General features: G+C 63.3%; 11 protein-coding genes and 1 pseudogene. 9 read left to right on the top strand and 3 right to left on the bottom strand.

What is annotated here, in order from left to right; translation table 11 throughout:
- The 4 genes from EN879_RS10775 to EN879_RS10760 form a co-directional block, all read left to right on the top strand.
- On the top strand, window positions 1–619 hold a 619-nt coding region (locus EN879_RS10775; RefSeq protein WP_164774374.1), incomplete at its 5' end, for a DMT family transporter.
- Window positions 620–703: 84 nt separating this feature from the next.
- Entirely contained in the window at window positions 704–1,579 is an 876-nt protein-coding gene (locus EN879_RS10770) for an alpha/beta hydrolase (RefSeq protein ID WP_063167728.1), read from the top strand.
- A gap of 57 nt (window positions 1,580–1,636) precedes the next feature.
- Window positions 1,637–1,963 (top strand): hypothetical protein, encoded by a 327-nt coding sequence (locus EN879_RS10765; protein WP_024504825.1) that lies wholly within the window; start codon window positions 1,637–1,639, stop codon window positions 1,961–1,963.
- A 10-nt stretch (window positions 1,964–1,973) separates the two neighbouring features.
- Complete coding sequence (locus tag EN879_RS10760) at window positions 1,974–2,249, top strand: hypothetical protein (RefSeq protein ID WP_063167729.1); 276 nt, start codon at window positions 1,974–1,976, stop codon at window positions 2,247–2,249.
- A gap of 48 nt (window positions 2,250–2,297) precedes the next feature.
- Here the strand turns inward: EN879_RS10760 and mutL are convergent, their stop codons facing one another.
- Complete coding sequence (gene mutL / locus EN879_RS10755; protein WP_063167730.1) at window positions 2,298–4,172, bottom strand: DNA mismatch repair endonuclease MutL; 1,875 nt, start codon at window positions 4,170–4,172, stop codon at window positions 2,298–2,300.
- 74 nt (window positions 4,173–4,246) lie between these two features.
- On the bottom strand, window positions 4,247–5,149 hold the full coding sequence (locus EN879_RS10750) for a LysR substrate-binding domain-containing protein (RefSeq protein ID WP_013532333.1): 903 nt from the start codon (window positions 5,147–5,149) through the stop codon (window positions 4,247–4,249).
- Between the two features lie 90 nt (window positions 5,150–5,239).
- Here EN879_RS10750 and EN879_RS10745 point away from each other — a divergent pair, with 90 nt between their 5' ends.
- The 4 genes from EN879_RS10745 (at window position 5,240) to EN879_RS10730 (ending at window position 9,674) form a co-directional block, all read left to right on the top strand.
- Window positions 5,240–6,790 (top strand): trimethylamine methyltransferase family protein, encoded by a 1,551-nt coding sequence (locus EN879_RS10745; protein WP_013532332.1) that lies wholly within the window; start codon window positions 5,240–5,242, stop codon window positions 6,788–6,790.
- 42 nt (window positions 6,791–6,832) lie between these two features.
- The gene (locus EN879_RS10740) at window positions 6,833–8,482 is read left to right on the top strand and encodes an ABC transporter substrate-binding protein (protein WP_027163239.1); all 1,650 of its coding nucleotides are present in this window, start codon (window positions 6,833–6,835) and stop codon (window positions 8,480–8,482) included.
- Between the two features lie 96 nt (window positions 8,483–8,578).
- Window positions 8,579–9,058: a DUF3828 domain-containing protein gene (locus EN879_RS10735; protein ID WP_027163240.1), complete on the top strand. Its 480-nt coding sequence runs from the start codon at window positions 8,579–8,581 to the stop codon at window positions 9,056–9,058.
- Window positions 9,059–9,062: 4 nt separating this feature from the next.
- Window positions 9,063–9,674 carry a hypothetical protein gene (locus EN879_RS10730; protein ID WP_013532329.1) on the top strand — a complete coding sequence of 204 codons (612 nt, stop codon included), beginning with the start codon at window positions 9,063–9,065 and terminating at the stop codon, window positions 9,672–9,674.
- A 9-nt stretch (window positions 9,675–9,683) separates the two neighbouring features.
- Here EN879_RS10730 and queF read toward each other — a convergent pair whose 3' ends face one another.
- Window positions 9,684–10,145, bottom strand: coding sequence for a preQ(1) synthase (gene queF / locus EN879_RS10725; RefSeq protein WP_010915503.1), 462 nt, complete (start codon window positions 10,143–10,145; stop codon window positions 9,684–9,686).
- A gap of 101 nt (window positions 10,146–10,246) precedes the next feature.
- Between queF and EN879_RS10720 the strand changes: the two are divergent.
- Window positions 10,247–11,456: pseudogene (locus EN879_RS10720) on the top strand (N-methylproline demethylase); the annotation flags it as partial.

The following is an 11,456-nucleotide window of genomic DNA, read 5'->3' as shown; positions in this document are numbered from 1 at the left end:
CGTCATGCTCAATTTCGGCGAACTGACCGTCTCGGCCGGTGCCGCCGGCTTCATCATCAATGTCAGCCCGATCTTCACCGCCATCATGGCGATGGCATTGCTGGGCGAGCGCTTCTCAGGCGTGGCCTGGATCGGTACGGTGATTTCCTTCGCCGGCATAGGCATCATCGCCATGGCCGATGGGCATGGCCTGTCGTTCAACACCGGTGCTCTGTTGGTGCTTGGTTCGGCCTTGTGCTCGGCCGTCAACACCATCGTCCAGAAGCCGCTGTTTGCCCGCCATCATCCATTGACCATTTCGGCTTCGAACATGGTGCTCGGCGCACTGTGCCTGGCCCCCTTCCTGCCGTCGGCCTTTTCGCAGGCGGCGGTCGCCGACACAGCAGGCCTCGGCGCCGTCATCTTTCTCGGCATCGTGCCCAGCCTCATCGCCTATGCCGCCTGGGCGACCGCGCTGTCGCGTCTGCCGGCGGCACGTGCCTCCAACTTCCTCTATCTGGTCTCGCCGATGTCCGCGCTGATCGGCTTCTTCTGGCTGGGCGAAGTTCCCACTCTGCTCGGCATAATCGGCGGCGCGCTGGCGCTGGGCGGTGTCATCGTGGTGAATTTGAAGAGATGAATATTGCCGACCGTCCGCTTCCCCCATTCGGAACGATCCCTCGATCAAACGCGTTTAGCCGAGGTTTGTTCGACGGAGGTCCGAATGCCGGGTGCAACGACGCACCGACGCATGCAACTGGATGATCTATCCATTTTTTATCGCGAGGCAGGGCCGTTAGAAGCACCTGTCTTGCTCTTGCCGCACGGCTATCCCTGCTCTTCGTTCCAATTCCGCCGACTGATGCCGGCGCTCGCCGACCGCTGGCGGACGATTGCATTCGACTGGCCTGGCTTCGGATACAGCGGCACACCCGATCCGGCCACCTTCGGCTATGATTTCGACGCCTATTGCGACGTGCTTTCCAAGCTTGCCGATAAATTCGGTCTCCAACGCTACGCCTTGTGGCTGCATGATTATGGCTCGCAGATAGGACTCCGGCATGCGATCTCACACCCGGAGCGGATCAGCGCCCTGATCATCCAGAACGGCGACATCTACGAGGATGTGCTTGGACCCAAATACGCCACGATCAAGGCCTGGTGGACCGACAAGACGCCCGGCAAGCACCGTCCGCTCGAGGCCGCGGTAAGTGAGGATGGGTTTCGGGCCGAGTTCATCGGGGAAGTGGCTGACGACGTCGCCATGCGCGTGCCGCCCGATCTCTGGAATCTTCACTGGCCACTGATGAACACGCCGGTTCGTCGGCAGATCGCCGTCGGTCTGATGGAGAAGCTGGAAGCCAATCTCACCTGGTTTCCGCGCTACCAGGCTTATTTGCGTGAACACCATCCGCCCACGTTGATCGTTTGGGGGCCAGAGGATGGCTATATGCCCGCGGCGTCGGCAAGGGCCTATCATCGCGATCTGCCCGATGCGGAACTGCATCTGATCGAAGGGGCGGGTCATTGGCTGCTCGAGACACATTTCGACGACGCGCTGGCGCTGGTCCGCGATTTCCTGGCTCGTGTTCACGGCTGATCACAGCCGGCGTCCGCTATGCCCAGTTTGCTGTCCGCCTGACTGAAGGAGAACCTCATGCCGACCACACCGACCATCGCGCGCATCTGGCGCGGTCGCACCCGCCGCGACATCGCCGACGCCTATGAGCCATACCTGCGTGCCGAGGGTATTCCGCCCCTCGAGAAGACGGCGCTTGGCGTCCAATTGCTGCGCGAGGACCGTGATGCCGAGACGTGGTTCACAACCATCTCCTATTGGGCCGACATGCAAGCGATGACCGCCTTTACCAAAGGCGAACCGACCAAAGTCCATCATCTGGACCGCGATGCCGAGTTCCTGATCGAGCTGCCGGAGCGGATCGAAATCCATCGGATACTTGTCGATCGTCGGGGACTGCGCTGAGCGCCCATCGGTGGTTCGCAACCTCTTCTTCTTCGCGGTGATGTCGCTGATCTGGGTGCTGACCTGGGCCGCGATCAAGCTCGGTCTCAATGACGCGCCTCCGCTCCTGCTGGCGGCTGCACGCTATTTGCTGACCGCTTTGGCGGCAGGAGCCTGGCTCTTCGGCGAGGCGGTCGGCTGGGCTGAAATCACCGGTGCGATCCTCCTGCTGGCGGCGGCTGCGATCGCGCTACTCAGGCCGCTGGGCGAAAATCGCGGGCGACCACATTGTCGGCCGGCCTCCTGACCTGCCGACCTCGAGCGGCGAAGCGATAGGCCCGCAATCCGTCCGCAGCTATCGCCGTCCGAAAAGCCGTTCGATATCCGCTAGCTTGAGTTCGATATAAGTGGGGCGGCCGTGGTTGCAGGTGCCGGAGCCGGGCGTCGCCTCCATCTGCCGCAGCAGCGCGTTCATCTCCTCGGCCTTGAGCAGGCGGCCGGAGCGCACAGAGCCGTGGCACGCCATGGTCGCGGCTATCTTGTCCAGCCGCTCCTTCAGCGTGTCGACCGTGTCGTTGTCGGCGATCTCGTCGGCGAGGTCGCGCACCAATTGCTGGACATTGGCCTCGCCCAGCATCGACGGCGTCTCGCGCACCGCGACAGCGCCGGGGCCAAAGCGCTCGATGCCGAGACCGAAGCGGGCCAGCGTTTCCGAATGCAGCGCAAGCCGCTCGGCATCCTCTTCCGGCAGGTCGATGATTTCGGGCAGAAGTAGCATCTGCGAGGGCACCGGGCGCGAATGCAGCGCATTCTTCAGCGCCTCGTAGACCAGCCGTTCATGCGCCGCATGCTGGTCGACGATGATGAGCGAATCCCTGGTCTGGGCGACGATGTAGTTCTCATGCACCTGGGCGCGCGCCGCGCCCAGCACCGCGCCGAGCAACGTCTCGGCCGCTTCATCCTGCCCTGCGCGTGCATCGGCGCTGGCAAGCGGACCGGCATCGAAAGCCGCTTGCTCGCTTTCTCGCAAGCCGCGCTGCTCGAAGCCCGCACCATCGAAACCCATATCGAGCGGCCGCTGCGGCGATCGGGCAGGATCGAAGCCGGACGGACCCGACGCGCGGTAGGCCGCGTCGTAGCTGCGGTGGCCGTTTGCCGGTCCGCCGTGGCCGTAGGATGCGGCCCCTGGCCGGAACGCCGCCATCATGCCGGCGGCACCCGTGGTGGCGGCGCGGACGCCGGCATCGGCCAGTGCCTGTCGGATGGCCCCGACGATCAATCCGCGCACAAGGCCGGGATCGCGGAAGCGCACATCGGCCTTGGCTGGATGGACGTTGACGTCGACGATGGCCGGATCGAGCGTCAGGAACAGCACCGTCACCGCATGGCGGTCGCGCGGCAGGACGTCGGCATAGGCGCCGCGTATGGCGCCGGCGATCAGCTTGTCGCGCACCGGGCGGCCGTTCACATAGGCATATTGCTGCAGCGCGTTGGCGCGGGTGAAGGACGGGATCGACGCGTGGCCGGTCAGATGCACGCCATCGCGCATCGCGTCGAGGGCAATCGAATTGTCGGGAAAATCGGTGCCCATCACCTGGGCGACACGACGCAGGCTGCCTTCCGCGCTGTCGTCCGCCGCCGGCAATTCCAGTGTCGAGCGGTCCGAGCCGGCCAGCGTGAAGCGCACGGCGGGGAAGGCGATGGCGATGCGCTTGACCACATCGCTGGTGGCCGAGCTTTCGGCGCGCTCGCCCTTCATGAACTTCAATCGGGCCGGCGTTGCGAAGAACAGGTCGCGCACCTCGACCGTGGTGCCGCGATTGGCCGCCGCCGGCCTGACAGGCAGGACGCGGCCCCCCTCGATGCCGATCTCGGCGGCGCTGCCGCTTGCTGCCGTGCGCGAGCGGATCGAAAGTCGCGACACCGAGCCGATCGACGGCAGCGCTTCGCCGCGGAAGCCCAGCGAGCGAATGTCGTTGATATCCTCAGTGAGCTTGGAGGTGCAGTGACGTGCGATCGCCAGCGCCAGCTCCCGTTCGGGAATGCCGGAGCCGTCATCGGTGACGCGGATCAGGTTCAGCCCGCCGCCCGATGTGACGATCTCGACGCGCGAAGCACCGGCATCGAGCGCATTCTCGACCAGTTCCTTGACCACGCTCGCCGGACGCTCGATGACTTCGCCGGCGGCGATCTGGTTGATCATCGTTTCGGAAAGCTGGCGGATGGGCATGGCGGCACTATAGGCGGATTCGCGTCGCGCGGGAGGGGCAGAATTGCGCCAGCGGTGGATCAGTGGAAAACGACTTATGCCTGCGCCGCCAGCCAGTCGCGCACCTTGCGGGCGTTGTCGCTGAGCTCCCGGTTCTTCGGCCAGACGACATAGAAGGCCTTGCCGGTCTTCAGCACATGATCCGTCACCGGCACCAGCAGGCCCGACGCCAGCAGCCGCTCGGCGAGATGCCGCCAGCCGAGCGCGATGCCTTGGCCTTCCATGACACCTTGGATCACCAGGCCGTAGTCGTTGATGCGCAGGCCGCGCGCGGTATCGCTGAGATTGGCGCCCGCAGACTGGAACCATTCGTCCCAACTGGCCGCCTCGCGATACGGCTCCTCCAGATGGATGAGGCGGTGCGTGGCCAATTCGGCAGCGGATCTGGGCAGGCCGAACTTTGCCGCATAGCTGGTGCCGGCGACGGGAAATATCTCCTCGTCAGCCAGCGGCAACGAATGATAGTCCGGCCAGTCCCGCGGCGCGCCGCCGCGCACGCCGAGCGGAATGCCTTCCGCGATGATGTCGAGGTCGCGGTCGGCGGTCTGGATACGCAGGTCAATGCCCGGCAGCTCGTCACGGAACTGCTGCAGGCGCGGCATCATCCAGAACGAACCGAACGCGGTCGAGGCGGCCAGCGTGACATGACCGCCGGTCGCCTGCAGGCGCAGATCCTCCGCCGATTTGCGGATGTGCGAAAGGCCGAGCGAGACGTCGGCATGGAAGCGCTCGCCGGCCTCGGTCAGGAGCACCTGGCGGTGGCGGCGCTGGAACAGCTTGGCGCCGAGCTGTTCTTCCAGTCCGCGCACGGCATAGGAGACGGCGGCCTGCGTCATGCCCAGCTCGCGCCCGGCGGCGGTGAAGCTCGACAGCCGCCCGGCCGCCTCGAAGACGATCAGGCTGCCGGCCGAAGGCAGAAGGTGGCGCAAGCTTCGCATAAGCTGAGCTTATACAAGAGATCAGGATTTTCCAGCGTCACATCACCATTTTGTCGCGCTAGGCTCCTTCATGAGTGGAATGGAGTTGCCATGAACGCACCGGCCCCCGAAGTGACCGAACATGCCAACCGCCGCAGTGGCGGCCGCCTGGGGCGCAAGGCCCTGCGCGGAGCTCCCGTAACGTCGTTCCCGACGCTGGTCCGCCAGATCCCCGTCTACCAGATGGTCCCCGATGAGGCGGTCGAACTGATCCACGAGGAGTCGCTCTTGATCCTCGAAGAGGTGGGCTGCGAGTTCCGCGACGACGAGGCGATCGCACTGTGGAAGGCGGCGGGCGCGGATGTCTCGGAAACCCGTGTGCGGATCGACCGGGCCCTGCTGATGGAACTGGTGTCGAAGGTCCCGTCGGAGTTCACGCTCAATGCGAGGAATCCGCAGCGCACGGTGCGGGTGGGCGGCAACAACACCATCTTCGTGCCGATGTATGGCGCGCCCTATGTTCGCGATCTCGACAACAACAGGCGTTACGGCACGCTCGCCGACCTCAACAATTTCCACAAACTCGCCTACATGGCGCCGGCGCTGCATTCATCGAGTTCGGTCATTTGCGAGCCGATGGAAATCGCGGTACCGAAGCGTCACCTCCACATCATCCATTCCGCGCTTAAGCATTCCGACAAGCCGTTCATGGGCATCGTCACGTCCAAGGAGCGGGCGGAAGACACGATGGCGATGGCAGGCATCGTGTTCGGAGAGGATTACGTCCGCGACAATCCTGTCCTGGTGTCGATCACCAACTGCAATTCGCCGCTGGTGTGGGACGCCACCATGCTGGACGCGATGAAGGTCTATGCGCGAAGCAACCAGCCGCTGATCCTCGCACCCTTTGCACTGTGCGGCGCCTCGACTTCGGCGTCCGCCGTGGGCGCTGTGGCACAGGTCAATGCGGAAGCGCTGGCGGGCGTCGCCTTCACGCAACTGCTGCGCCCAGGCTCGCCGCAGATCTACGGACAGTTCATGGTCACGGTGGACATGAAGACCGGTGCTCCGATGGGCGGCACGCCCGAGGCGGCGCAGATGATGTATCTGATGGGAGCGCTGGCACGGAAATACCGGCTGCCGTGGCGCACCTCCGGCTTCCATGTCGGGTCGAAGCTCAACGACGCCCAGGCTGGTTACGAGGCGAACATGCTGATGCATGCCGCCATCCTCGCCGGCGCCAACTACATCTGGCACTCCGCCGGATGGCTCGAGGCCGGCCTGACCTGCGGCTATTCGAAATTCGCCACCGACTGCGAACAGCTCATCGGCTGGTACAAATATGCCGGCGGCCTGCCGTTCGACGATTTCAAGGAAGCCATGGCGGCAATCCGCGAGGTGGGACCGCAGGGCCATTTCCTCGGTACCCAGCACACGCTGGAACATTTCGAATCCGCCTTCTTCATGCCCTCGATCATGGACTTCAATTCGTTCGAACAGTGGAAGGCAGAAGGGGCGAAGGACCACGACACGCGCGGCCGCGAGAAGGCGCGCAACATGCTGGCGGATTACGAGGAGCCGAAGCTCGACGAAGGCATCGCCGATGGCCTGATGGATTTCATCGCGCGGCGCGAGGAGAGGCTGCCGGACAGCGTCAGTTGAGGCGAAGAACCAAGATCAAAGGGAACCAGACGGGAGGAAAAAATGGCATTCTTCAGAAGCAGTGGCGATCGCGTGCCGAGCGCTATCGAGGCAATGGCGGTCGAAGCACGCGCGGGTCGTGTCGACCGGCGCGAGTTCCTGGCGCTGGCAAGCGCCTTCGGCGCATCGACGGCTCTTGCCTATGGCATGATCGGCCTTGCCGTGCCGGATCGGGCCTTGGCCGAAGAGCCGAAGAAAGGCGGAACGCTGCGCGTCTCGATGTCGGTGAAGGGACAGAAGGATCCGCGCACTTACGACTGGGTGGAACTGGCGAACATTTCGCGCTGCTGGCTGGAGCCGCTTGTCCGCTATACCAGGCAATTCACCTTCGAGCCGGTCCTGCTCGAAAGCTGGGATATCAACGACGACGCCACCGAATACGTGCTGCATGTGCGCAAGGGCATCACGTGGAACAATGGCGATGCCTTCAACGCCGATGACGTCGCTCACAATCTGACCCGCTGGTGCGAGAAGAATGTCGCCGGCAATTCCATGGCCGCCCGGGTCGGCGCGCTGATCGACGCAAAGACCGGCAAGGCCAGGGATGGCGCGATCACCAAGGTCGACGACAATACGGTCAAGCTGAAGTTAAGCGAACCAGACATTTCGCTGATCCCGAATTTCACCGACTATCCGGCGCTCGTCGTCCATCGCAGCTTCGATGCCGACGGTGCCGATCCGATCAAGAAGCCGATCGGCACGGGACCGTTCGAACTGGTCTCCTACGATGTCGGCCAGAAGGCGGTCGTCAAGCGTCGTGAGAATGGCAAATGGTGGGGTGGTGAGGCGCCGCTCGACAGCGTCGAGTTCGTCGACTACGGCACCGATTTCAACGCCACCGTGAACGCGTTCGAATCCGGTGAGATCGACCTCAATTTCGAGTCGCCCGCCGACTTCATCGACATTCTCGACAAGATGGATCTGGTGAAATCGGAGGTGGCGACGGCGACGACGCTGGTTGCCCGCACCAACATCACCCACAAGCCCTACGACGACAAGCGGGTGCGCAACGCCCTGCAAATGGCCGTCGACAACAATGCGGTCCTCGAACTCGGTTATGCCGGGCGAGGCACCCCTGGTGAAAACCACCACGTCGCCCCGATCCATCCGGAATACTATGCGCTGCCCAAGAAGACACGCGACGCCGCCGGCGCCAAGAAGCTGATGGCGGAAGCCGGACAGGCCGACTTCGAGCATGAGCTGATCACCATCGAGGACGATTGGCAGAAGAATACCGGCGACGCCATTGCCGGCCAGTTGCGCGATGCCGGGATCAAGGTGAAGCGCACGGTGCTGCCGGGTTCGACCTTCTGGAACGACTGGACGAAATATCCCTATTCGATGACGATCTGGTACATGCGCCCGCTTGGCGTGCAGGTGCTGGCGCTCGGCTATCGCACCGGCGAGGCCTGGAATGAATCGGCATATTCCAACCCCGATTTTGATGCCAAGCTCAAGCAGGCGCTTTCGCTCATCGACGTGGAGAAACGACGCGAGGTCATGAAGGATGTCGAGCAGATCCTGCAGGATTCGGGCGTCATTATTCAGCCCTTCTGGCAGAAGCTCTACAGCCACATGAGCAAGAAGGTGAAGAACTATGGTGTCCACCAGACATTCGAGATGGACCTTCAGAACGTCTGGCTGGACGGCTAAAACAAGGTGCTGCAGGACTTCATGAGCCGCAAAAAAGCCGATATGCAGGATACGTGGTGTTGATAGGCTCAAGCCGTCAAAAGCCGGAGATTCTGCATGCGACTGACAGTGATCGTTGCCGCCCTTTCGATAGCCCTGCCGGCCGGAGCCGTCGCCGGACCGGCGTCCGACGCGGTGAAGTTCTTCTATGCCCCGGCGGTCAAGTTCGAGGCCGACGAACAATATCGGGACCGGTTCACCGAACCGGTGACGAAACTGTTCGACCTGAACGACCAGGCAACGAAAAAGAACCCGGACCAGGTCGCCTGCATCGATTTCGATCCTGGTCTCGACGCTCAGGATTTCGATCAGAAAACCGTCTCGAAAACGCTGAAACTGTCTGAGAAGCAGGATGGCGACAACGCACAGGTCACGGCATCCTTCAGCCTGTTTCCGGAAGGCGATGATTCCAAACGTGAAATGCTCTGGTCGCTCAAGAAGATCGACGGCAAGTGGAAGATATCGGACATCGCTTCCAAAACCAGCGACTGGACGCTCAGCGCGCTGGAATGCATGGCCGGCCAGACGCCGGAGTGAAGCGATGGCCCACCGCCGGTTCGTGGCACTGTCGGGTGTGTGCCTGCTGGCGGCTCTGAGCGGCGCCGCCGCGCAAGGCTTGTTGGGTGCGCCGCCGGCAAACGCCCCGGCCGACACCCAGCCGAGCGACAGCGCTGCACCGCCCGCAAATGCGCCGGGCGGAGCGGCAGAACCGGCCACGCCGCCGGTTGGATGGTCGCCGGCCGAAGCCGCGCCCGCCGCACCGATCCAGCCGGGCTCGCCGACCGCCGTTGTGCGGCCGTTTTACGATCAGGTCGGGCTGGAGATCGATCCGGCCGAGCGAAGCCATTTCATCGATCCAGCCAAAACCGTGCTCGACAAGAGCGACGCCTTGCGCAAATCCGGGCAGGGCGAGTGCCTCGACCCCAACATGGCGCTCGACAATGCCGATTACGACAAGGCCGAGATAGACAAGAGCCTGAAGACGCTCGAGGCGATCAACGGTGACCAGGCCAAGGTCATCGTCGCCTTCGTCATATCGGGCAACCCGCACCGGCTGGAATGGAAATTCAAGAAGGTCGATGGCGACTGGAAGATCACGGACCTGTTGTCGGTGACCGGCGAATGGGCACTCAGCCAATATCAGTGCGAATGATGGGCGAGCTCAACCCCGCCCGCGATAGGGCGCCACCCCGGTGTCGGGGAGCCAGGCGCCTTCCGGCGGAGCGCCGGTTTGCCAGAACACATCGATCGGAATGCCGCCGCGTGGATACCAATAGCCGCCTATGCGCAACCACAGCGGCTTGGTTGCCGCCACGATGCGGCGGCCGATCATGACGGTGCAGTCTTCATGGAAGGCGCCATGGTTGCGAAACGAGGTCATGAACAGCTTGAGCGACTTCGATTCCACCAGAGCCGCATCGGGTGCGTAGTCGATGACGATATGGGCGAAGTCCGGTTGGCCGGTGACCGGGCACAGCGAGGTGAATTCCGGGCAGGTGAAGCGCACGATCGCCGGCGGCCCGTCGCCGCGCGAAAACGGTACGGTCTCCAGAACCGCTGCTTCGGGGCTTTGTGGCGTCTCGACGTGCGCACCGAGCTGGGTGAGAGTTTTGGTATCGATCATGGGCCCAATCCTTGTCGCATGCGCCCGGAGTGCGTGCGGGACGACATGCTTGAAAACGAATTTTGCCGCTCATTAGCACAATTTGAAACCGCAGGAAGACGATGACCTCCAACGATCCGCTTCTCCAGCCCTACCAGCTCAAACATCTGACGCTGAAGAACCGGGTCATGTCGACCAGCCATGAGCCGGCCTATTCCGAGGACGGCATGCCGAAACAGCGATACCGGCTCTACCATGCCGAGAAGGCCAAGGGCGGTATGGCGCTGACCATGACCGCCGGCTCGGCGATCGTCTCGCGCGACAGCCCGGCCGCTTTCGGCAATCTGCATGTCTATGACGACAGGATCGTGCCGTGGCTGGCCGAGCTCGCCGATGCCTGCCACGAGCACGACTGCAAGGTGATGATCCAGATCACCCATCTCGGCCGCCGTACCGGCTGGAACAAGGCCGACTGGCTGCCGGTGCTCTCGGCCTCGCCGGTGCGTGAGCCGGCGCATCGCGCATTCCCGAAAACCATCGAGGACTGGGACATCGAGCGCATCGTCGCCGACTATGCTTCGGCCGCCCAGCGCTGTCAGGCCGCCGGCCTGGACGGCATCGAGTTCGAATCCTACGGCCATCTGATGGACGGCTTCTGGTCGCCGGCCACCAACCATCGCGACGACGAATTCGGCGGCTCGCTCGACAACCGCCTGCGCTTCACCAACATGGTGCTTGATGCCGTGCGTGCGTCGGTCGGCGAGAAATTCGTCGTCGGCATCCGCATGGTCGCTGACGAAGATTTCGAAAAAGGCCTGTCCAAACAGGAGGGCATCGAGATCGCCAGGCGGCTGGCCAATTCCGGCAAGGTCGATTTCCTCAACATCATCCGCGGCTCGATCGAAAGCGATGCGGCGCTGACCAAGGTCATACCGGTGGCCGGCATGCGCTCGTCGCCGCATCTCGATTTCGCCGGAGAGGTGAGGGCGGCGACGAAATTCCCGACCTTCCACGCGGCGCGCATATCCGATGTGGCCACCGCACGCCACGCCATTGCCACCGGCAAGCTCGACATGGTCGGCATGACCCGCGCCCATATCGCCGATCCGCACATCATCAAAAAGGTGATGGAGGGCCGCGAGCATGAGATCCGCCCGTGCGTGGGCGCCACCTATTGTCTCGACCGCATTTATGAGGGCGGCGAAGCGCTTTGCGTCCACAATGCCGCGACTGGCCGCGAGGCCGAAATCCCGCATATCATCGTCAAGACCGAAGGACCGAAGCAGAAAATCGTGGTCATCGGAGCCGGCGCCGGCGGGCTGGAGGTTGCGC

Origin of the sequence: Mesorhizobium sp. M7A.F.Ca.AU.002.02.1.1, assembly GCF_003998535.1 — a bacterium.
Lineage (GTDB): Bacteria > Pseudomonadota > Alphaproteobacteria > Rhizobiales > Rhizobiaceae > Mesorhizobium > Mesorhizobium ciceri.
The sequence above is the reverse complement of the archived record's forward strand: the minus strand, read 5'-3'. Positions and strand labels throughout refer to the sequence as shown.